Genomic DNA, 21,537 nt, shown 5'->3' with positions numbered 1-21,537 from the left:
TTTAACTATGCATGAACAAAACAACCAGCACCGCCGTTAGGAATCCGACCATCCCACCAGCCACACAATCGATCGGATAGTGATAGCCCCAATAAACCCGGGATATGGCCACCAACAAGGCCAGACCAATCAAGACAAGCATAATTGCCGGCGATGAGGCCAACATAAAAGGTGTAACCAGGGCGAAAATAGCGGTAGTATGGCCGGATGGAAAGGAATAATCCTTCAACGGGAATTTGCCTACCTTCACCTGCTCCAGCTTGCGGAAAGGCCGGTCTCTGCGCACCTTTCTCTTGATCAGGACAGCAACGATATGGCTAACGCCCAGTGCGATCAAGCTTTGCAGCCCGATTCTGCTGAACTCCCCCTCGGCGAACCATGCCAAGGACACTGCGCAAATGATGGTAAACAAAGCTCCGCCCAAATGGGTAATCCATCCGAACAATCGGTCCATTGCCCGACTACTCAGCCGCTGGTTGCACCAGAAGAACATCATTTGATCAATTCGTCTTATCCACTGCATCCTGTTTTCCGCCTCCATTCCCTGTTTTTTCGATCAGTTGATGTTCATCCCTTATCTTCCTCCGCTCGCACAGCTTCCGTATCAAGAACCATATTGCCGCAATCGCTACACCAACTCCCACCAGCGTAATCGTGAGAACTTGGTTCACCATATTCTCTGCCGCGCGTCCATATATATAGAAGAGAAAACCGACTACATAAAACTTCACCGCCCGGCCAATGGCCGCATAGCTGAGCAGCTTCCATAACGGATAATTCATGTATCCGGATAAAATCGTAAATATTTTAAACGGGATCGGAGTGAACGATCCGATCAGGATTGCGGCCTCGCCGCGGCGGGCAAATAAGTCGCTTGCCGAATCCAGCCATTTTTTCTTCATTACACCGCCCATAACATGCTTTCCCGACACCTTGCCGATCCCATAACCGATCGGTGTTCCAAGCAGACTTCCTGCAAAGCCAACCGTAGCGAGCCATAAAGCCGACTCCGGTTGCACCGCACTTAAAGAAAGCTGCAGGAAGAACGCCGGGATGGGGAAAATAATCGCATCGAGCATAGCATGAATGAAAAGTCCCGTCGCTCCGAAGTTCTGTAAAAATTCCATAATTTTATCCATGAATGCCTATCCCGCCTTTGTTACAGAGCATGATGAAAAATAGGTTGCCTCCGGGCGGTATGGGTTTCCACTCGCTGTGTTCCAACTCCATACCGCCCTCCAAGAACTTACTCACCACGCTCTTAGTTTCTTTTGTTTTAATTAATTGGAGCTTGATTTGGGTAGACATAACTCCTTTGAAACGGAGTGTCTCTTCACCGTCATAAATCGGTTCCTCAGCGAGCTGCGGGAGTGAATCAGCATCATCGGTATCAATTTTTCGGTCTTGCGGCCAATCCGCTTCTTGCCTTCAGGGTGCATGACGGATAACAATAATCGTAGATAAGCCGTTGTAATGCGTTGGAACAGATCGGACTTCATCGGTTGTTGTTCGAAACCAAGACCATGTATCAAACCACGATGAAGCAGCGTAATGCCGACTAACGCCTTCACCTCTCTGAACTCCGGCTGACTTGCGAATGCCTCGCTGATCTGCTGCATGGATTTCCGTGTAAGCCGGGCCGTCATGAGCGCCGCGCGGTCTGAGTCTTCGGATTTGATCAGCGTCAGAATCGTTTCATTATTGAGATGGAGTTCCCCGACCAGATCGCCTTTATCGATGATGGTGGAGTCCGCACAGACGATACTCTCCCCTCGGTGTTTCTTAATCATGACTTTGCAAATTCCAAAGTGCGATGTATGCGAGCCGCGAAAGCGTGAAATCCAATCGAACCCTCTTTCCCACACCATCCAGGCCGCCTGCATTGAAGATTTGCGTAAACGAAGCAACATTGATCCAACCATCCCTCATTCTTATTTTAATCGACGAATTTTATTGAAATTGTCAAACTGAAATAATATTTCTATGTTAATTCCTTATTTCTGTTAACTTTATGATAGAGGATTTAACCAAAGGAGCATACGGGCTGAGGTACTGGTTGGTGGCCCGTCTTGAGACGGGGCCGGATACATTAAATATGAAAAATAAAGCATAATTAAACGTAAAGAAATTCTTAAGAAAAGGTTAATTTCGTTTGGGGTCGGGGGGTCCGTCACTCAATTTGATGCACATCGCTAATCGCTCAAGTTTAATTTGATATATAAGTGCGACCAAAAATAATTTCGTTACATGCTAGTTGAAATTCATTTGCACTCCTAACAATCAAATCAGGTAATGCCGATAGGATGGCTTCTCCTTCTGAAAAGTCCGGATGATCCGAATCACATCGGTACGATGCTGATCGGGAACCTTCAATTAAAGCAGTGTGCAGCGCGTGCCGGGAAAATGACGGAAAGTCCCCTCATAGACATCTTCTTCAACAAACCCTGCAACCTAAGGATTCGTCGCCCTCTTACGGCCGAAGCTAAACAATTCGTTCAGTTCTGCGTCTATTGCCAGAGAGGCATGGTATTGAAATCTGCCATATACTAATTCTGATATTCGATGTTTCGTAGGGGGGGCGATTTCTTTTCTTAATTTTCTCTGATTATCCATGGTTTCCCCTAAGGTGACCGCTCCCGCATTTTTTGATTGAATTACAAGTCAAAGAACTTTGATTCGTCCCCTGCCTCAAGGGCGTATTTAGATCGTCCGTCTCCTGGTAAACAACCAACCGCCTGTCAGAAATATACAGCTGAATAAGAACGTGAGTCCAAATCCCAGAAGTAGCAAATCGTTAAAGAGCAGCGTTAGGAATCCGTCTCCAATATAGCTATTAAAGTAAGTGCAACTCCTTTTCGAATGGTGAATGATTTCATAACGCAATCGCTCCTATTATTTTAGAATGTTGTTCTGCTTTACCCCCTCACCTTACCTCCGATATTGTTAAATCGAACAGTGATAAAACCGCCAAGCTTTTGATGACATCGTACTTGGACCTGTCACATATACTGCATGACAAACTGTCAATTGTCTTATATGACGTGCTTGCTAAGCTACGTTCTAACCGCTGTTACCCCACCCTCTTTCGCTTGACGGATCGGGAAGTTATATTGCATGATAGGTCTGAATCATTCGGAAATTGAGATGAAGGAAGCCTTGAAACTTATTTATAATGGAGGAACCTGGATCGACCAATCGGTCGCTACGCGAGTTTTCGAAGAGATGAAGCGTCAACGTGAGCAGTTGGAGAAAATCGGTTCAAGTCAGGGAAACTACCCGTACGGGCTTACGAAACGCGAGATGGAGATTCTGGAGCATCTGTCGAGCGGACTGCGCTACAAATCGATTGCCGTCAAGCTATTTTTATCGAGGGAACGATCCGCAATTACTGCTCGATTCTCTACTCGAAACTCGGCGTCAACAATCGTGAAGAAGCATTAGAAATGGCGCGAATGAAGAATATAGTGTAGCTGGAGAATTTCCCGATGGTACTCACGATATAGGGGTCACCTCACGAAACGGAAAAAATCGTATTCTAAGCAATGCGTTGCAGAAAAAAACCGGACCCTTACAGGGGAATCCGGTTTTCGTCATAGCAGCAAGTGAAGTTGAACTATCGTTTCCCGTTGCTTTAACGATGTAATCGAACTGAAGCTAAATGCATTAGATCCAAATATCATTGACTGCTGTTAATTCTGACTCAGTCTCGCCAGTGTTTACTACACCCCTGGGCTCTACCAACATGATATGACACTCCTGGTTAGCGAAAGTTTTGTGTTCGACACCCTTGGTACAATAAACATCTCTCCTTGGGAAATCATTACTTGGCCATCGCGGAAATCAATGAACATCTCCCCTTCGAGCACGACAAACACCTCGTCGGTATCTTGATGATCGTGCCATACAAATTCTATCTTGACCAATTTAAATTGATAGTCATTCATTTCACCAATGACTTTCGGAGACCAATGTTCATTGAACTTAGATAATTTCTCATTCAGACTATTACTTTATTTTTCAGTCTAGAACTTTAGACACCTACAATAAAGACCGCAAAGGCTTAAGCCCTTACGGTCTAATTTACTTCTGGTATCCTGAGTCCAATTTCACCTTCCTTGTTGCGCCCCGTCCATAGTCGATGGTGACAAAATCCAGTGTTCGGTTGACAGCACCAAAAATGGCCAGGCGGACATTACAGATACCAAGAATGAAGCATCTAACGATTATGTAGATATGCCGCAATGGTATATGGAGGAACTGGCCGTCCATGTTAAAGGCATACTTAAACTAAAGTTGAGGCAAAGGCAAATGGGACATGGAAAGGCGGGGATCGCAACTTTGTTTTTCATTCAGGTACAGGGAAACCCTATTACCATACAACGCCGTCCCAGCAGTGGAAAAACTGGTGTGAGCGGCACGGCTTCCGTAATGTATCATTTCATGGTCTCCGCCATACAAATGCAACGTATTTGCTTGGCCAGGGAGCATCTATCAAGGAGATTCAACATCGATTGCGACATTCCACATCTCAGGTGACTTCAGATACCTATGCTCACGTCACCAAGAAGCTTAGTCGTAAAACAACAGCACACCTCGATGTCTTCGATCCAAAAGTTCGTCCCCAATCCGTCCCCAAGAGCGAAAAAGGCGCTCGCTCCCTGTGATATGCATGTCATGATTTCAATCACTAAAAATAAAAAATCCCTTGATAATCAAGGGATTCAAGAGAAAAACCATAGTGCCGAGGACCGGGATCGAACCGGTACGGTAGTCACCTACCGCAGGATTTTAAGTCCTGTGCGTCTGCCAATTCCGCCACCCCGGCATAAATTTAGGAACGCTAATCTTTACACTTACTTGTCTTACAAGTATCTGAGAAACATACATCTGATTAAGAAGTGTTCTCGTTATGTAAATGTCGTTCAATTGGGCACCAACATATAATACGATAATTTTATCGAATTGTAAAGTGTTTTTTTAAAAAAAATAATAAATTTCTCTTTTTGTATAACTTGTGCACATTTGAATTACACTAATAAACGTCTTTCCAAACTACCAGAAGGGGTGTTACGAATGCGTGAAGGTATGATTCCAGCTGTTCTTGGAACGGTAGTATCGGCTTCAGGCGCTGTGTTGCTGAGCAGTAAGTACAAACTTGCAGCTACAGGCATTCTCGGTTTCGGACTGGCTCATGTTGTTCTGGGGGCGATTGATCTGATTGAGCATCGCTAGTTGTTTGGGAAGTGCCGGGCGGGATTTACTTCCCCCCGGTTTTATTTTTATCAACGTTTAGTCTGGAGCACAAGCGTTTATGTAAAGTATAGAAGCTGAATGTACCTAATAAAAGGAGCTGTGATGTGCTATGAGAGATAATAACTCTGAAAAGAATCGTACTGACGATCAAATCAAACATAAACAATCCCTGGACAACCGCGAGCCAGGATTTAATCGCATTCCTGACACCGATGCAGATACACCTGCTGCTACCGATATGATTGATGAAGCCATAGGTCGCGGGATAGACAAGTTACGTAACGATTTCACAAAATAAAGCATGGGTAATAGGACACAGGTTTGCGAGCAGTCCTTAATTCATTTGTTTTGATATGTACAGTGATTTCGTAAAATCACTTAAAGATCAGCATGATCCAGCCAATAATCGAGATCCACAGCACGATGCTGATTAAAAGTCCACACATGATACCAAAAGAGAAATTACCTTCATTCTTCGGCATAGTACTGCCAAATTTCAATCTAAGCTTCATTTGATTCCAGTTCATAGAACCCCCTCCTTAAGTTCTATTTCGGAATATGAAGCTTATTTTTTTAGACCTATAGTCATGTTTTCGAAAATAAAAAAGGGTTTTTCGTCCTATCACCCTGATCGCGGAAACAGGATTACAGCTATACCGACCAAACAAATCAATCCACCAATGAAATCGTACAAGTCGGGTGTCTTTTTATCAATCCACCAGCCCCATGCGATGGAAAGAACAATAAAGACACCTCCGTATGCTGCATATACACGCCCAAAGGAGGAAAAAACCTGAAAGGTAGCAATGATTCCATACACAGCCAAAATTACTCCGCCGCAAAGTCCGACATACCATGTCTTCCCTTCACGCAGCCACTGCCAAATCAAATATCCTCCTCCAATTTCAGCGATGCCAGCCAATATAAAAAGTAAAGCTGCCTTTAACACCATTTCACATCCCTAATTCTTCGTGAATTCTTTTCGTTTTTTTGGATATCTCAATTATAGCACTCGAGCTAAAATGATAATCAATGCAATCACGCCAACTAGAATCAGCAGGTTGCTAACCTGACGCCATAAGCTAGGCACTCCCTCGGAGTGAAGCTTCAGCTGATTGGCATCAAAGTTCGCTTTGGCTCCTTCAGCATCTGCTGATCTAGAGAATGGTCTGTTTTCTTCATTCATAAGAGTACCTCCTTTTCAATCCACTTTAATCATACCAAAATTTTCCGTCGATTTCGCGGTGCTTTTATGCATATACTTACCACATATTTCTGATTGCATCTTCATTTATGTGAAGTGTACATCTATATGTCAATATTTCGCTGAATATAAAGTATGATGTCGAATCAAGGTAGAGTGGGTATTTAGACGTCTTTCATTGCAGGACGGTAGTTATGGTATAATTTAGTCAACTTGTTCAAGATCGTAACCAGCGCTCAAATGTTTACTCCAATTGTAATTAAATTCACATCCAAGAATCCACATCCCGGTTACAACCTGCATATTCTGTTTGTAAACCCAGGAGGAGGATACCGATGTCCCCAATCTTTATAGCAAGTTTAATGATAATGGGCATATTTTTATTTCAGGCAGCCATCGTTTTCGGCATCATACATTGGATTTCAAAACGCACCCAACGTCCAGCACAAACCAAAATGTATCTTGCAATGGGTTTGCTCGTTGTAATTTTAGGCTTCCTTGTATGGGACAACTGGATACACTCACAGGAATTTAATGGATGGGCCACGATTAGTCTGCTGGTGATTATTATTAGCGCCTATATACAGCTTAGAAAGCAAAAAGAAAAATACTAATCCCATTACCATGCATCAAAGGAGGAGCGCCATGAAATCTCACTCAACACGCTTTTGGTTACAGAGGGTGCTACTGCTAATGCTTGTTTTACTCTTCAGCGGCTCTCAGCAATCATTCATTGTTGCCGATGCCGCCCCGCCAATTAATGTTCAGGCCTCTGCCAAAGCCAAGCAATTACTTGCCTACCTATCTAATGTACCGGATGATATGCTAATTTCCGGGCAGCATGATTACTTAGAGGCACCGGATGAACAAAATAACAAGCTACAACAAATCAGCGGACAATACGCAGGGCTTCACGGCTATGAGTTTGGAGGATTAGCTAATCAGTCCCGTACGGCCCTACAAGAGCAACGTCAGCATGTTATGAATAGTGCTATCCAATGGAGTCAGGACGGCGGAATTGTAGCTATTACCTTCCATCAGGCGCTACCGGGCACACCCAAAACGTGGAAAAATGTACAAGCAAAAATAACTCAAGCTGAATTTAATCGTTACATCACGCCGGGTACCCCGCAATATAAACAACTGATCGCCGATCTGGATGAGGTGGCTCTGTCCCTTAAGACTTTACGAGACGCGGATGTACCTGTTTTATGGAGACCCTATCATGAGATGAACGGCAACTGGTTTTGGTGGGGGAACAAGCAAAATTACGCTAAGTTGTGGAATCTAATGTATGATCGGTTCACTCATGTCCATCATCTGGATAACCTGTTGTGGGTATGGAGTCCCAATGCCCCAAACGCATATAGCACTCCCTATAATCTGTCCTTCCCAGGTATTAACCGGGTAGATATTCTTGCAGCTGATATCTATAATAATGATTATAAATCCTCCTATTACACTGAATTGCTAAAGCTTGCGCAGGGCAAGCCTATAGGAATCGGAGAAAGTGATATTCTGCCGAGTGCGAAGGTGCTGCAAAACCAGCCAGCCTGGGCCTATGCCATGACATGGGGAAAGGAGCTGTCTGCAACCAATTCACAAGCAGCAATCAGACATTTTATGAACCAAAATAATATCATCACACGAGACCTTCTTCATGAGTCCCTCCGCTGAAAGAAAAAAGCTTCCACTTCGCTCTAAGAGCAAAGTGGAAGCTTTTTTTATACTAAATCCAAATAAAGCTCTCTAACTATTTCTGATAACCTCTTCTAGATCAATATCGGCATACGCCTCTTCACCAAGATGTACGGATACAATGGTGTAGATCCGCTTGGACAGTCTAGACATCAGCCGATCACCCGGTGCTACAGAATATTCTTCCCGATAATCTCCAATTTTGTGAAAACCGCTGGACATATGGATGTACAAGTTACCCCTACGTGTTCTACCATGCACCAACATCAAATCTCCTCCTGCTGTGTAACCAACCTAATTTCCCTGTTACATGTATATCGGTCAGAACAAGATAGGATATAAGTCCCTGGTACCCTTCTTTTGTTTCACAAGTTAGTGCACGTAAACGAAACGGGTCTGCCAGTGATGTGACAGACCCGTTTTTGTAAACCCATTTTCGTGATTTAGGAAGAAACTATTCTTGATAGGATTCTGCTATTGCATTCGCTGCAATGATTGCATTGTACACGTCAGCAGGACTAACCGGGAACGGCATGTTGACCATTGTATCATTCGATGCACAAGCAGCTTCAGCCACTTGGCGCCATTCAGCCTCAACAAATTCCTCTACACCCAAGTCACGAAGCGTCAACGGAAGGCCTACATCCTTCACCAGTTTAATCACGGTTTCCAGTTCCTCTTTCGGTGCATTTTCCAGCACTAGCTGGGTTAACAAACCGAATGTAACTTTCTCACCATGCTGTGCTTTATGGAGCGAAGGAACAGCCGTCATGCCATTATGAATGGCATGTGCTGCTGCCAATCCACCTGATTCTGCACCAACACCGCTCAGATAAATAGTAGCTTCAATCGTATCCTCAACCGCACGAGTATATACTTTACGATCCACAGCACGTTTGGCCTTCACAGCATTTTCCAGCAACGTATCATAACAAAGACGAGCAAGTCCCAGTCCTGTAGTGGAAGGCTTGTTCAGAACCAGGTTATCTCCATTGGCCTGATAGCAGGCACGAGCTTCAAAATAAGTGGCCAGTGCATCACCGATTCCAGCTGCAAAGAAACGTGCAGGCGCTGCTGCCAGGATGCCTGTATCCGCCAGTACAACGTCTGGATTAGTAGGCAGGAACAGATATTCATCAAAAGAGCCATCTTTTTTGTATATAACCGCAAGCGCGGTACAAGGAGCATCTGTAGAAGCAATCGTTGGGAAAATAACAACAGGCAGCTTTTCATAATAAGCCGTTGCCTTGGCGGTATCCAATGTTTTTCCCCCGCCAATCCCTATGATAATGTTCGAACCATGTTTACGCACCAATTCGCGGTTACGATCAATCTCTTCTTTTGTACATTCATATTGAAATTTCTCGAAGACCACCTGATTACCAGCTGCTTCAATCGAAGCACCTGCCTCCTTTTGGGCCCTTTCAAGTATGAACTCATCACAAATGACAAAGGCTTTATCGCCATAATCCTTAATATAGTCATTTAACGACGAGAGTAGATTTTGTCCAGAAATAAATTTCTTGGGTGAAGTAACGGACCTTACAACGTTTGCCATGTAAATTCCTCCTCAGCTTTGACTCATACTCAAATTAATAATGATTTGGGCATGTGACCCCTTAACTATAAACCTCTTTTCACGTTATTAAAAGGCTTATTATGGAATATTTTATGAACAAATTGTGTATCTATTATATTTGAACAGTCGAGCTCCATTCAGAATACAGGATACCCATCATGATACGATCATAACTGTTACCATCACGAAGAACAGCGGAACGAACTCTACCCTCAAACTGGAACCCCGCCTTCTCATAAGTTCGGATCGCTTGCGTATTGTACTCAATCACATCCAAGCCGACCCGATTCAAATTAAGCTCATAAAACGCATAACGAAGAATGAGCCGTACCGCTTCTGCCCCAAAGCCCTTGCCGCGGTAATCCGTATTACCTATACCTATTGCCAGTTGTCCGCTGCGATTATTCCACTCAATCCCGTGGATAGCGACAAATCCGATCAAGACATCATCTGCCAATGTTCTTAATCGAAAATAGACCTCGTTAGAGCGGGGAGATCCTTCTGACTCCATCTGTTTCAACGTGTAGGGGAGCGCCAAATCCGTATCTACATTTCGCAGATACTTCGCATCCTCACCCCATTTGAACATCACCTCGGCATCTTCTTCCCTGACTGCGGCCAATTTTATTCGTTCCCCATAAAATAAATTTTCGATCTTAATGACTCTTCAGCTCCTATTATGAATTGTGTGCCATGTTTTCCGTCATAATTGTCATGCTATCCGATGTCCGCAATATAAGCTCTCCCTTTTAATTCAATGTTTAAATTTTACAAAATAATCAAACATAGCACAACCAAATCATTACAATTGTCATTGTGTGACACACAAAAAAGACCTTACAGCTGCAAGGTCTTCGCATAACTAATATTTAAACAACATAGCAACCAGCTGATATCCAGCTCCAATCGTCCAGAACAGCACATAATCACCGCGCCGGATACGACCCGATTCAATACCTTCATATAGCGCAATGAACGGGCTACTGGTACCTGTGTAACCATATCGATCACCCACATAAATCATTTGGGCATCCTCTAGCTCCAAGTGATCCTGAATCTTCAATACATTTGCTAACGAGAACTGAGACAGACAATAAGCCCGTACATCCTGAGGCGTCAGCCCATTCTTTTTTAAAATGCGTTCAAGCAGATCAAATGTAGGAGGCAAGGCCATATTGGCGTCAAACGGAAGCCACTGAATATATTTTCCGGGAGCATTCCTTTGGAGTGTTGCCGCTAACCCCTGAGCCGGGTACAAAATTTTATCTATATTGACTGGGTCCGTAAAATACATCGAATCTATAAAACCGGTGTCTTCTTCTGTACGCTCCAAAATAACCGCACATGCAGCATCTCCATAGTTCGCATAAGTAATCTCATCCTCCGGACCGGAAATGAGTGAATTATAATCTGAACCGATAATAAGCGCTGTCCGCACGTCAGGATTAGATAGCATTGACCGACTGGCTTGATCGACAGCGACTGTCATCCCTGCACAATTCGCGTTGGAATCCATCACGGCCACATCATGTCTCGCCCCAATCGCCTGGTGAACAAACAAAGCATTCATCGGAAACAGTGACTCAGGAACTTGAGTGGAGAACACGATCATATCTACATCACGGCCTGTCATACCGGCCTGTTCCAGAGCTTTTTGCGCAGCTGCAATTCCCATTGTTAGGCCGTTTTCGTTCGGATCATCAATGATATAACGCTGTTTTCTACCCATATGCTCCATGAAGCGTCGAATATCTTTGCCCCGCTCGTCAAAATGGCGAACATAATATTCGTTATCCAACGAATGGGGCGGATGGTACACACCCAGTGCTTTTATTTTGATATGGCTCATCAGGTTTCCCCCTTACACATACGTCAGCGCATTATTGTACGACAATATCTACGTTATTTAATCCTGCTTCACGTGCTACTCGACCAAGCTGCATTTTAATAATGGTTTGTTGAAGACTGATGCCAAAGATTACTTTGGTAAATCCAGTTTCTTTATAACGTACAAATGAGCCCTTCAATTTTTCCACTTCTCCCGGACCCAAAAGTGCCATCTGGGTACAATCTACCTTGAGTGTAAAGCTGGACGCCTGAATGGATGAAGTTTTGGCTACATAATCTTTTACAAAGCTATCATACTCCTCCTGGCTAAAAACTCCATTCACCGCCATATGTACCGTTTTCATGGCTTGATCTACTTCGATAGTGTAAGGATGTTGACTCATTTAGAAAGACTCCTTTGATTTCATTTTTTTGTCTATTAAGAGTATCGGAATAATAGGTAGAATTTTTAATATTAAATCAGATAAATCACCACTAAAATATTACAAATTTGTGAATATAAAAAACCGTCACTGCTCCTAGAAGAAGCAACTGACGGCTGGAAATTTGCGTATTCTCATGTGCAATTAATTCGTAAACGTATGGCGACCGAGTGAGATGACAGCCGGGCGACTTTTACTCCATTTGGCTGTGGCAATGGCCGGGTTGTAATAAAACAAGGACCCATTAGTCGGATCAGCACCGTTAAGTGCCTGTCTGGCTGCACGGTATGCCGTCTTGTTTGGTTTTAGGCGGTATTGACCATCCTGTACAGCGGTGAATTGGCCAGGCTGCAAAATAACGTCCGGGATCGAGCTTGGAAACTCGCCGGACTGCACACGGTTTAATACGACAGCGCCAACAGCCACTTGACCTTCAAACGACTCTCCGCGCGCCTCAGAATAAATGATACGAGCCAGTTGATCCAGCGCGGTTACGCGCACCTCTCCGAAGGATTTCAGCTTGGCTTGTGTTGCCGCTCCGGCTACTCCATCAGGTGTCAGACCGTTATCTCGTTGAAAACGAGCCACCGCTTTACTGGTCAGAGAACCATAGTACCCAGTAAACCCAGCCTTGAAATAACCGAGCGAATGAAGCTGCTGTTGAAGCTCCAGCACCCGTTCGCTTTGAATCCCTTTCTTCAAAGCTGACGTTTGTGCTTGTGCTTGTCCTGGTGCGACTGACAATACAGTACCTAACATACATGCGCAGGACAGGATTAAAATAGATAATTTTTTCATATTCCAGACAACCTCCTCTTTCATGTTCTGTCCGGTGCAAGCATTCCGGCCTGTACAACTCAGGGACGTTTATCCGATGATGTTTCTTATGACATAACTTATGCCTAGCTGCAGAAATGACGCGTGGCTACATACGGAATGGGACAATCATGCTTTCACACGTCCGTTGCAGTATACCACAAGCCGCATTTACGTATCATCCGGCTCTGGTCCTAAGACTACCCAAGCAAATAAAACGCCATCCCTAAAGGGATGACGTGTATTAAAAGCAATGGATCATGTTCTGACCACACTTGAATACGTGACTTTTTTCGCTATTTTTCGCTTCAACTTACCCGGGATCGGAGCCTGATTTCTACTAATTCAAATCACATTTGCGCGCACACATATATGGGCGTATGCATAGAGTAGCGTACGATCATCAAATCTTGATTAACAGAAAGGCTGGAAACGACGCGTGAATTCATATATGGATTACACCTCTCCTACTGTACAATTCACCTATGATTTAAGCGACAATGTTTTGTTTCAGAAGGATGCTCAAAATTCGATCAACGAGCTGTCGATCCAGCAGCTGAATACATTAGCAAATGTATCGCTGCTGGATATTCGCCTCAGCACTGCTAATGTTGTGGAGCCTCACTATCACCAAAATGCCACAGAACTGGTCTACTGCATCTCAGGAGCAGTAACCGTGTCACTGATTAACCCCTTTACCCGCGAATTACGACATTTTCCGATCACACCTGGCCAAGTGGCTAACGTCCCTCAAGGATGGTGGCATTATCTGGTCGCCACGATGGATAACACTCATTTGTTGACGATTTTTGATGCCCCGACCCCTGAATTCATACTGGGATCTGACATTTTGCGCCTAACGCCAAATAATATTATGGCTCATACTTACTGCCTGGATGAGAATAAGGTTCAGGAAGCGCTCGCCCCTATTAAAAAACCTGTCATCATCGGTCCTCCCAATGACTGCAAGCAGCAGCCCCCCCGAAAACCAGGGATACATGTAAGGCTTGCTGATGCTTCATCACACCATCAGGTCGTCCCCCAAAGAGATTACGCCTATACTAACGGATATCCTGGCTTCTCTTTTAATCCCTATCAAGAATAGGCTAACTCTAGTCAGGTCTTAAGTTGGAGGGAATACCTTTTCCCTGTATGTTCGCCGTTACCATAAGACCGTCCCTCTCATAAAATGCCAATGTATAAGAGGGGGTGATGGAATGGACGCTTACTACAACTGTTTGAACTGCATGAATAAAAAGGTGCGTATTCTCACCATTGACGGAAAACAGTACGAAGGAACCATTATGGATGTGGATCGTAATAATGTGTACTTAAAAACAGAACGGAACGGACGTGTACAAACGTCTGCCTTTTATCCTGGCTACGGGTATGGGAATCAAATCTTAACTTTGAGCCTGTTCACCCTGCTGGCGATTGCGTTAATTTAATCCTGATCCATTGTCCGTTCCTGTCTATAGATGCCAATGTAACTCAAATGACAGCTGCCCAGCCCGGCACAGTTTGTGTAGGGCTTGTACGCTGTTATTTGAGGTGTTTTACATACGTTCCATCCTCTAAAACACTTAACCCCCCATCGGTTATATACCGATGGGGGGTTAAGCTACTCAGTTCAATTTAAACCCATAAAGACTTCGTAATGATAACGAGCAGAATGAACAGTACCAGAATAGCTCCTGTCGATGTCCATACTCCTGGGTAGCCCCCTACTGAACCGCCACCACAACCTCTTTCACATTCACTCATGGTCATTGCCTCCTTCAATTCAAGGTACAACATAGCTTATGTATTGAGCTTTCCTACGGACCGGGCTTTTCGGCAATGTTATGAATGTTTTTGCTGATGGGCATTAGCCTACACCTTTCCTAGGCAGGAGCATAGGATAACACAACTAATCTTGAAGGAGTGAAGCAATTGAATTCAAATCAAATGCTCAATTACAACGTTAATCAACCTTTCCCCCACCATCCTACCTCTCACCACGTCGTGGTGCACCCTGTAGATCCGTACGTCGTAGAAACATTAAAATCGGTGATCGGCAAGTACGTTGTACTTGAGACAACACGTGGCAGAATTGATGGATGTGTAGTGGACTGTAAGCCTGATCATGTCATTTTAGATGTATACGGAAAAAAATTCTTTGTTCGAATCAGCGAAATCGTATGGATCATGCCCAACTAAACAAATTAGACATTAAAAATCCTCGCAGATCCTATTCCGGATTCGCGAGGATTGATTATAACGTTGATTATGCTAATCAAGCTCTCCTGCCAGTGAAGCCCGGAGTTCATCTATCGTTCCGTTGTATTCATCCAAATCGACTTGGCCTTGAATACCCGGAACACTGCCTGTGCTACTGTACTGCCAAGCCCACCAGCTATTCCAAGCTGGGACTGCGGTCGGCTTTTGCGTAGTGCTGTATCGGGCTACCCACAGCTTATACATAGAAAATGTAGGATCAAACTTGGAAGCAAAGACATTGCCCGTGTATACGATCGGCTGACGCCCGGTAAGCCTCTCCATTTCATCCAAAAAAGCATGCGCCACTTCACTAATCTGTGCAGGAGTAAGACCTTTGGGGTTATTTTCATAGTCCATCACAGGGGGGAGATCCAGCCTGCCTCCTGCTGAATCTATAGCCCTGGCAAAATTAGCTGCTTCCTGACGAGCTCCATCCGCAGTAGTAGCGTTCAAAAAGTGGTAAGCGCCAACCAAGATGTTAGCATCTCTGGCACCCTGTACATTTATCAAAAATTGATTATCTTGATATTTTGTGCCCTCTGTAGCTTTAATAAAAGCAAATGTCTTACCTGCCGCTGCCACTTGCTGCCAATCAATATTGCCATTATAGTGTGAGACGTCAATTCCTTGCGCGTGTCCATCAGAAGAAATCGCAGGTACAACAGGTATGGTAGGTATAACGTCCTCGGTAGTTGATGGCCCCTCCGTTTCCTGATCCAACGCTATAACAACTTTACCATCATCCGCATTGAGTACATGAAAGGGTGTGCTGTGATTAAGATCAACCACAATACGTACCGATGCGGGGGTTGTACTAAACATGGAGTATCTTACTTGGGAAACATCTGGATCTTCTGTGACTGGAAAACTTCCTTGTCCACTACTGTCAAATGATTGCGATGCTAGAAATTCCCCAGAAAACGTTGAACTAGGTATGTCTACAACAATACGGTCAGCATGAGTCAACGTGGTTACTTTGGGGGTTACCTTTCCATTAACAGTTATAGTTAATTGGTGATTAGCGAAGCTAATTTGGTTTATAGCCGTGCGCGCACTCTCTTTAGGATTACTTACAGCTGGAGTAGCAGGATGATCATGAGTGGACTCGCTATTGCCGCTTGAAGTAGGAGGAGTCGTCAGGAACACAGTTTTAAGCTCGTTGTTCCAGGCCACATCAATCCCTGTCTGTTCGGACACAAAGCGAAGCGGAACATAAGTCGTTCCCTCTTTAAGCAAAGGAGCTACAGCCAATCCCATTTGATGATCATTGACAGAGGCTATGGGGTTGTTGACCTGAAGACTGAGGTTAAGATTTTGCTTATGTATAGTTATGGTCCCTGTCTTGGACTCCCAATTCACGCTATAACCCAATTCCTCTACAATGAGACGGAGTGGAACCAGTACATTCCCCTTTACTTCTTGAATCTGAACACCTTTGCCAACACTTATATCTTTACCATCCAACTGAAGATGTGAACTCGAAGATGCAGCATGACTTTCTCTTGGAAATGCTAGTAGAAACAGAAACAAAAAAGCAAATAAACAAATTTTCTTCATTATGTACCCTACCATTCTCTAAATTTTCGCTTATGAAATTCTTGCACTCTATGATTCTCAGGACCTCCATTTTGATAGACGCGAATCATATGTAAAAAGTTACGATTGATTCAGTACATATTTCAGTCTTATCATACAAAAGTACTAAAAAACTCTACCAGCTATACAGCAAGCAGAGCTTTTTCAGTTTTATTAATCTAGTTTACTAGCAATCTTATCACCAAACGAATACTTCATGTTCACACTGTTAAAAATGTTAATCCTATAAGAATGCTCGAGGTAACAGACAGTACCAGTAAAGGAAGCCTTGCTTTCTCCCGCAAAGCCTTAAAGCTCACATTCAGCCCCATACCTACCATAGCCATCGTTAACATAAAGGTGGTAACTTGAGAAATTCCGTTCGTCAGACTAGATGGAACTACAATATATTTTCCAAAAACATAGCTGCCCACAATACTTGTAGCCATAAAGCCGATGAGGAACCAGGGGAACTCCACTTTAGCGTCTGTACGAATTTTTCCAGTTCGTTTCATCCAAACCATTAAAACAAAGCTGAGCGGTATGAGTAAGAAAACACGCCCCAATTTGGCTAATAAGCCCATTGCAAGTGCATCCTGTCCGGCAGGCGCTGCAGCTAAGGCCACATGTGCAATTTCATGTAAACTGATACCCGACCAGATTCCATATTGCATATCTGTCAAAGGAAGCCAGGGCCGAAGCACAGTAAACAAAATGGCAAATACCATTCCAACCAAGGCAATGAGTCCTACCCCTATGGCTGTATCCTCATCTTTGGATTTTAACAAGGGAGAAACCGCTGCAATCGCTGCTGCACCGCAAACACCTGTTCCAATACCAAGAAGAAGCGAAAGCGAAGCATCTGCCTTGAAACGTTTTGCCAGCCAAACCGTAAAAAAGATGGAAAATACAACAGTCCCCACATCACGCAAAAGTAAACCCAACCCATGATGAATGACAACATCCATGTTCAGCTTCAGCCCAAATAACACAATAGCTCCACGTAGTATTTTCTTTGCTGAAAACTCAACCCCCGAGCGCACAGCTTCAGGGTATCCCCACAACTGTCGGTACAGAATAGCGAGAAACATGGCACAAGCCAATGGACCTACATAATGAAAACCTGGCAATTCGTTCAGGCCGTAGCCTGCCAAAGCAAATAACATCGTGAGGATAATACCAAGTATACGCTGGAATAATCGTCCTCTGTTCGAAAATAATTTGGTGTGTTGTGTATGTCTGTTCATGGTGAACCCCTCCAATTCTACATGCATCCAGCTTAATATGTTTTTTGTCATAAGAAAAATAAATGATTATAATAATGATAATAAGTAAATAGATATGATGAATTTGGAGGAATGGGCTTTGGACCAATCTTTAATCGTATTTGTTATGGTCGCGGAGAAACAAAACTTCACACGAGCTGCCGAGGAGTTACACATGACCCAACCTGCGGTAAGTCAATATATTCAAACGCTGGAACGTAGCGTAGGGACCCGCCTCCTGGAGCGTAGTAATAAATATGTGCGCTTAACCAAAGCAGGTGAAATTGTGTATCATCATGCTCAGGAGATTATCCGTCTCCATACACGGATGCAATATTTGGTGGACGAGCTGATACATACGGCAAAAGGAAACCTGTCGATTGGCGCAAGCTACACATATGGCGAATATGTGTTGCCGCATGTGATTGCGCAAATGAGAATCCAGTATCCACTCATTCAGCCCTCTATTACCATCGGTAACACTCAGGAAATTGAAAAGCTCATGATCCATAATCAACTGGATGTAGGCATTATCGAAGGAGAATTTCAGCATGACCATTTACACATTGAATCATTTGCTGATGATCGAATGTATATCGTCGTTCCGCAAAATCATCGTTTGGCTGGTAAATCTCAAGTGGATTTAAGTGAGCTGCAAGAGGACATCTGGATTCTGAGGGAAGAAGGTTCTGGAACCCGGGAAGCGGCTGAAAATATGTTTGCACGGTTCCGGTTCTCCCCTTCTCATATGATGAATTTTGGCAGTACACAGAGCATCAAAGAGTCTGTAGAAGCAGGCTTGGGGATTTCTTTGCTGTCCCAATGGGTCATTCAGAAGGAACTTGCTCTGGGCACATTAAAAGTACTGGATATTCATAATCTTCCGGTCATTCGAAAATTCTCCTTCCTAACTCCTTCTTCGACATTTGAAACGAAAGCAAGCACCGCTTTTTTGGAGATTTTGCGAAGTTATAATGTGACAAGGTAAAGTGCAGAAACCACGAAAAAAAGCACCCATTAAGGTGCTTTCAACATAATCATTATCATGTTTTTTATGAGGAAAGATGATCCTTACCATGATATAAGAAATGAGAAAAATCAGCGTAGCTTCCTTGGAATTGTTGCATATCATGAGCAGCAATACCTACAAAATTCCCTGTAAAACCACCGGATAAAAAGCTGATATCCTGCATTTCAAAAAGCCGCTTCCAAGCAGGTTTGTCTCCGACTCCATAATAAAATTGCCCGTGGGATGCATGGACTTCCACAGCTAAATGTATAGGAAGATCGTCCTGAAGCGTAATCGCTTGGGGAACTAAGGTAAATGTGTTGGCTTCACATCGCATCATGCGCAGCACCTTCCCTTGTCCCTCCTCATAGCTAATATAGGCGTACAAATAATCTTCTTCATTAAGGTACAGTAGAAGCCCCGCCATTTGCAAATAGCTTGTTGGCTGATACTCCAATGCTGTTTCCACCCGGAAATGATGATCCGTTTGCCGAATGGCAAGCACATGATGCTGGAACAGACTTTGAATGGATTCTCCAGCTAGAATCCGAAGATAACCGGGGCGCTGGCTTAATGAACACCAGCTATCATCCGCCAGGATACGCAATGTGTTCCACGTTTTATCTAATGTGGGTCCCCCGAAAAAATCCTCGAAAATATAACTCTGCTGCTCTTGCTTAACCGAGAACATTCCTTGAGGTGCGGGCACCTCCAATTGAGGTGTATGGCCCCCAGCGGTTAATCGCAGCCAGCCTTCATCATTCCAATACACTTGCTGCAAAGCTGTTTCCCGTCCTAAAATGGCATATTTCCCCTCTACTGGACGTGTGCATAAATGAGCCATGTACCATTCGCCGTCCGGTGTTTGTACAAGACTGCCATGTCCTGCGCATTGTAACGGGAAATCCAGTCGATCACGTGACGTAAGCATGGGGTTGTGCGGGTCTACTTCATATGGCCCGGATATCTGCTTCGACCGTGCTACGGTAACGGCATGCCCCGTACCCGTTCCACCTTCCGCTGTAACAAGATAGTAATATCCATTTTGCTTATAGATGTGAGGCGCTTCTGTTTTCTTCAAAGGAGTACAATCAAAGATTTTGACAGGCTCGCCAATGAGCTGTTGTTGCTTGCTGTCATACTCCTGCATGACGATACCGGAAGATTTATTGCTTTCCAACATGCGGTAATCCCACAATGCGTTCAACAGCCATTTGCGTCCGTCCTCGTCATGAAATAAAGACGGATCAAATCCGCTACTGTTAAGATAGACGGGTTCCGACCAAGGTCCTTGGATCGTAGGCGCCGTCATCACAAAATTATGAACGTCCTTGAACGGACGCTTGGTGCTTTTCACATCCGTATAGAGCAGATAAAAAAGGTCATCTGCATAGCTAAGCTGCGGTGCCCAAATGCTGCAATTTTTCGGGTTTCCTCTTAAGTCAACCTGATCGGTCAAAATATCTGTGCAGTGCTCCCAATGGGCCAAATCTTTGGACTGGTACACCCGTACTCCAGGCAGCCACTCAAACGATGACACCACAATATAGTAAGTATCCTCGACTCGTGTAATACACGGATCGGGATTAAAGCCTTTTAATATGGGATTTTGGATCATCATGAGACCTCACTTCTCCTTACTTCCAAAATGTGACTTCAGCAAAAACCTGTTCCTTGCTCCATGCTTCTGTTCCCGTTTCAAAACAATCCGCCCACGGAACACGCTGCTTACGTAACGTAGCAACTTCATCGGGTCCGTTATATTCCTGATAACAGACGGTTTTCTCGTTCCCAACATTGTTCCAATTGTCCCAGCCACGTGGGTCAATATGATCGCCCATTTTACAATCGACAAATACGGTCTTGGCATACTCCCGCCACGGACGCCCCAAAAAAACCGGGGTAATATCAGCTTCTGCGGTTAAGTAGCAATGGTTGAATACATAACCATACGCTTGTCCTTGCGGCGTAGAGGCGGCTGTGACGTAGCTCGTTTGGTTGTCATGATGCCGTAAACTGCGAATCTCGCAATCTTCAAAATACGCGGTAGCCCCACCAAAAATAAAGTCCACCGTACCCTCTATATAACAATGCTGATAGAGCTGCCGATAGTGCTTATGATGCTCCTTCAAATGGATTCCACCAAACTGGAGTCGTTCTTTCGGTGCAGGAGGTAGAGGGCCTGTAAATAAAGTATCCTGGTGCCCTTTAAAGGTACAGTTTCTAAAGACCGTTTCATCACAATGAGCGTATACCGCAACGGCCTGCCCAATGGCTTCTCCCTGTCCTGCCGTGTTGGAAATCGTGAGATTTTCCAAGATCAGATGGCTACCGCCTAAAAATAAAGTAGGTGTCGCAAAGGTCCCTATTTCCTCACCCGCTTCATCCCGCTCCTTGGCATACCGATCCATTCGAATCTCTACCTGCCCAATGCCTATAATATGAAGATATGAACGGTAAATTCGTACCTCTTCCTCATAAGTACCTGATAAAATAGTTAGCGTTTCCATTTCGTTGGAAGCCGACTGCTCCAATACAGCAATCGCCTCTTGAATCGTATGGAAATCACAAAAGGATTCTTTTCCAACTAGCATGGTTACCCCGATCCC

25 protein-coding genes, 1 tRNA gene and 3 pseudogenes are annotated in these 21,537 nt (G+C 44.2%); 10 read left to right on the top strand and 19 right to left on the bottom strand.

The features are described from left to right. Position 1: 1 nt before the first annotated feature. From MHB46_RS24340 to MHB46_RS24330, 3 genes are all read right to left on the bottom strand, one after another. On the bottom strand, positions 2 to 523 hold the full coding sequence (locus tag MHB46_RS24340; protein WP_341163658.1) for a phosphatase PAP2 family protein: 522 nt from the start codon (positions 521 to 523) through the stop codon (positions 2 to 4). Continuing rightward, the gene (locus MHB46_RS24335; RefSeq protein WP_341163657.1) at positions 501 to 1,139 is read right to left on the bottom strand and encodes a YqaA family protein; all 639 of its coding nucleotides are present in this window, start codon (positions 1,137 to 1,139) and stop codon (positions 501 to 503) included. Before MHB46_RS24335 ends, MHB46_RS24340 begins: the two co-directional genes overlap by 23 nt. Before the next feature lie 141 nt (positions 1,140 to 1,280). Continuing rightward, positions 1,281 to 1,910, bottom strand: a complete 630-nt coding sequence (locus MHB46_RS24330) for a YkoP family protein (protein WP_341163656.1) — start codon at positions 1,908 to 1,910, stop codon at positions 1,281 to 1,283. A 1,231-nt stretch (positions 1,911 to 3,141) separates the two neighbouring features. Here MHB46_RS24330 and MHB46_RS24325 point away from each other — a divergent pair. Further along, a pseudogene (locus tag MHB46_RS24325) lies at positions 3,142 to 3,470 on the top strand (response regulator transcription factor); the annotation flags it as partial. 193 nt (positions 3,471 to 3,663) lie between these two features. On the opposite strand, the pseudogene MHB46_RS24320 reads toward MHB46_RS24325, so the two are convergent. Continuing rightward, positions 3,664 to 4,001 (bottom strand): annotated as a pseudogene (locus tag MHB46_RS24320) (cupin domain-containing protein). A 333-nt stretch (positions 4,002 to 4,334) separates the two neighbouring features. On the opposite strand from MHB46_RS24320, the pseudogene MHB46_RS26290 reads away from it, so the two are divergent. Beyond that, a pseudogene (locus MHB46_RS26290) lies at positions 4,335 to 4,664 on the top strand (tyrosine-type recombinase/integrase); the annotation flags it as partial. A 75-nt stretch (positions 4,665 to 4,739) separates the two neighbouring features. Here the strand turns inward: MHB46_RS26290 and MHB46_RS24315 are convergent. Beyond that, positions 4,740 to 4,825: transfer RNA gene (locus MHB46_RS24315), tRNA-Leu, on the bottom strand. 248 nt (positions 4,826 to 5,073) lie between these two features. Here MHB46_RS24315 and MHB46_RS24310 point away from each other — a divergent pair. Both MHB46_RS24310 and MHB46_RS24305 read left to right on the top strand, forming a co-directional pair. Continuing rightward, on the top strand, positions 5,074 to 5,232 hold the full coding sequence (locus tag MHB46_RS24310) for a hypothetical protein (protein ID WP_013311032.1): 159 nt from the start codon (positions 5,074 to 5,076) through the stop codon (positions 5,230 to 5,232). Between the two features lie 130 nt (positions 5,233 to 5,362). Continuing rightward, a complete protein-coding gene (locus tag MHB46_RS24305) occupies positions 5,363 to 5,551 on the top strand; it encodes a hypothetical protein (RefSeq protein ID WP_341163655.1) in 189 nt (62 codons plus the stop codon). A gap of 76 nt (positions 5,552 to 5,627) precedes the next feature. On the opposite strand, the gene MHB46_RS24300 is transcribed toward MHB46_RS24305, so the two are convergent. From MHB46_RS24300 to MHB46_RS24290, 3 genes are all read right to left on the bottom strand, one after another. Further along, positions 5,628 to 5,780, bottom strand: a complete 153-nt coding sequence (locus MHB46_RS24300; protein ID WP_165149143.1) for a hypothetical protein — start codon at positions 5,778 to 5,780, stop codon at positions 5,628 to 5,630. A 95-nt stretch (positions 5,781 to 5,875) separates the two neighbouring features. Continuing rightward, complete coding sequence (locus tag MHB46_RS24295) at positions 5,876 to 6,202, bottom strand: YnfA family protein (RefSeq protein WP_023989398.1); 327 nt, start codon at positions 6,200 to 6,202, stop codon at positions 5,876 to 5,878. Between the two features lie 54 nt (positions 6,203 to 6,256). Further along, positions 6,257 to 6,439, bottom strand: coding sequence for a hypothetical protein (locus tag MHB46_RS24290; protein WP_341163654.1), 183 nt, complete (start codon positions 6,437 to 6,439; stop codon positions 6,257 to 6,259). A 353-nt stretch (positions 6,440 to 6,792) separates the two neighbouring features. Here MHB46_RS24290 and MHB46_RS24285 point away from each other — a divergent pair, with 353 nt between their 5' ends. Both MHB46_RS24285 and MHB46_RS24280 read left to right on the top strand, forming a co-directional pair. Then, positions 6,793 to 7,071 carry a hypothetical protein gene (locus tag MHB46_RS24285; protein ID WP_069289956.1) on the top strand — a complete coding sequence of 93 codons (279 nt, stop codon included), beginning with the start codon at positions 6,793 to 6,795 and terminating at the stop codon, positions 7,069 to 7,071. Between the two features lie 31 nt (positions 7,072 to 7,102). Then, entirely contained in the window at positions 7,103 to 8,134 is a 1,032-nt protein-coding gene (locus MHB46_RS24280; RefSeq protein ID WP_165178360.1) for a glycosyl hydrolase, read from the top strand. 72 nt (positions 8,135 to 8,206) lie between these two features. Here the strand turns inward: MHB46_RS24280 and MHB46_RS24275 are convergent, their stop codons facing one another. From MHB46_RS24275 to MHB46_RS24250, 6 genes are all read right to left on the bottom strand, one after another. Continuing rightward, positions 8,207 to 8,422, bottom strand: coding sequence for a hypothetical protein (locus MHB46_RS24275; RefSeq protein ID WP_165178361.1), 216 nt, complete (start codon positions 8,420 to 8,422; stop codon positions 8,207 to 8,209). 187 nt (positions 8,423 to 8,609) lie between these two features. Further along, positions 8,610 to 9,713, bottom strand: coding sequence for a glycerol dehydrogenase (locus tag MHB46_RS24270; protein ID WP_023989402.1), 1,104 nt, complete (start codon positions 9,711 to 9,713; stop codon positions 8,610 to 8,612). 133 nt (positions 9,714 to 9,846) lie between these two features. Further along, on the bottom strand, positions 9,847 to 10,395 hold the full coding sequence (locus tag MHB46_RS24265; RefSeq protein WP_341163790.1) for a GNAT family N-acetyltransferase: 549 nt from the start codon (positions 10,393 to 10,395) through the stop codon (positions 9,847 to 9,849). 201 nt (positions 10,396 to 10,596) lie between these two features. Next, entirely contained in the window at positions 10,597 to 11,583 is a 987-nt protein-coding gene (locus tag MHB46_RS24260) for a ketoacyl-ACP synthase III (protein ID WP_341163653.1), read from the bottom strand. 31 nt (positions 11,584 to 11,614) lie between these two features. Further along, a complete protein-coding gene (locus MHB46_RS24255; RefSeq protein ID WP_013311042.1) occupies positions 11,615 to 11,965 on the bottom strand; it encodes a hypothetical protein in 351 nt (116 codons plus the stop codon). Between the two features lie 183 nt (positions 11,966 to 12,148). After that, the gene (locus MHB46_RS24250) at positions 12,149 to 12,802 is read right to left on the bottom strand and encodes a cell wall hydrolase (protein WP_165178363.1); all 654 of its coding nucleotides are present in this window, start codon (positions 12,800 to 12,802) and stop codon (positions 12,149 to 12,151) included. 457 nt (positions 12,803 to 13,259) lie between these two features. Between MHB46_RS24250 and MHB46_RS24245 the strand changes: the two genes are divergently transcribed. Further along, a complete protein-coding gene (locus tag MHB46_RS24245; protein ID WP_341163652.1) occupies positions 13,260 to 13,925 on the top strand; it encodes a cupin domain-containing protein in 666 nt (221 codons plus the stop codon). A 112-nt stretch (positions 13,926 to 14,037) separates the two neighbouring features. Further along, positions 14,038 to 14,268: a hypothetical protein gene (locus MHB46_RS24240; protein ID WP_025719727.1), complete on the top strand. Its 231-nt coding sequence runs from the start codon at positions 14,038 to 14,040 to the stop codon at positions 14,266 to 14,268. A gap of 187 nt (positions 14,269 to 14,455) precedes the next feature. On the opposite strand, the gene MHB46_RS24235 is transcribed toward MHB46_RS24240, so the two are convergent. Further along, positions 14,456 to 14,584, bottom strand: a complete 129-nt coding sequence (locus MHB46_RS24235; RefSeq protein ID WP_013371969.1) for a hypothetical protein — start codon at positions 14,582 to 14,584, stop codon at positions 14,456 to 14,458. A gap of 168 nt (positions 14,585 to 14,752) precedes the next feature. On the opposite strand from MHB46_RS24235, the gene MHB46_RS24230 reads away from it, so the two are divergent. Continuing rightward, positions 14,753 to 15,019 (top strand): DUF2642 domain-containing protein, encoded by a 267-nt coding sequence (locus MHB46_RS24230; protein ID WP_025719729.1) that lies wholly within the window; start codon positions 14,753 to 14,755, stop codon positions 15,017 to 15,019. Between the two features lie 72 nt (positions 15,020 to 15,091). On the opposite strand, the gene MHB46_RS24225 is transcribed toward MHB46_RS24230, so the two are convergent. Both MHB46_RS24225 and MHB46_RS24220 read right to left on the bottom strand, forming a co-directional pair. After that, a complete protein-coding gene (locus MHB46_RS24225; RefSeq protein WP_341163651.1) occupies positions 15,092 to 16,636 on the bottom strand; it encodes a GH25 family lysozyme in 1,545 nt (514 codons plus the stop codon). Positions 16,637 to 16,875: 239 nt separating this feature from the next. Then, positions 16,876 to 17,901 carry a YeiH family protein gene (locus MHB46_RS24220; RefSeq protein WP_341163650.1) on the bottom strand — a complete coding sequence of 342 codons (1,026 nt, stop codon included), beginning with the start codon at positions 17,899 to 17,901 and terminating at the stop codon, positions 16,876 to 16,878. A 118-nt stretch (positions 17,902 to 18,019) separates the two neighbouring features. On the opposite strand from MHB46_RS24220, the gene MHB46_RS24215 reads away from it, so the two are divergent. Beyond that, positions 18,020 to 18,907 (top strand): LysR family transcriptional regulator, encoded by an 888-nt coding sequence (locus MHB46_RS24215; protein WP_341163649.1) that lies wholly within the window; start codon positions 18,020 to 18,022, stop codon positions 18,905 to 18,907. A gap of 64 nt (positions 18,908 to 18,971) precedes the next feature. Here MHB46_RS24215 and MHB46_RS24210 read toward each other — a convergent pair whose 3' ends face one another. Both MHB46_RS24210 and MHB46_RS24205 read right to left on the bottom strand, forming a co-directional pair. Continuing rightward, positions 18,972 to 20,549, bottom strand: coding sequence for a glycoside hydrolase family 43 protein (locus tag MHB46_RS24210; RefSeq protein ID WP_341163648.1), 1,578 nt, complete (start codon positions 20,547 to 20,549; stop codon positions 18,972 to 18,974). Between the two features lie 16 nt (positions 20,550 to 20,565). Beyond that, positions 20,566 to 21,522, bottom strand: coding sequence for a pectinesterase family protein (locus tag MHB46_RS24205; protein WP_341163647.1), 957 nt, complete (start codon positions 21,520 to 21,522; stop codon positions 20,566 to 20,568). Positions 21,523 to 21,537 lie beyond the last annotated feature (15 nt).

The sequence above is a fragment of the Paenibacillus sp. FSL H7-0703 genome (assembly GCF_038003485.1).
In the GTDB taxonomy this organism is placed as follows: domain Bacteria; phylum Bacillota; class Bacilli; order Paenibacillales; family Paenibacillaceae; genus Paenibacillus; species Paenibacillus polymyxa_B.
Note: the sequence above shows the minus strand (reverse complement) of the source record. Positions and strands in the feature narration are given on the sequence as shown.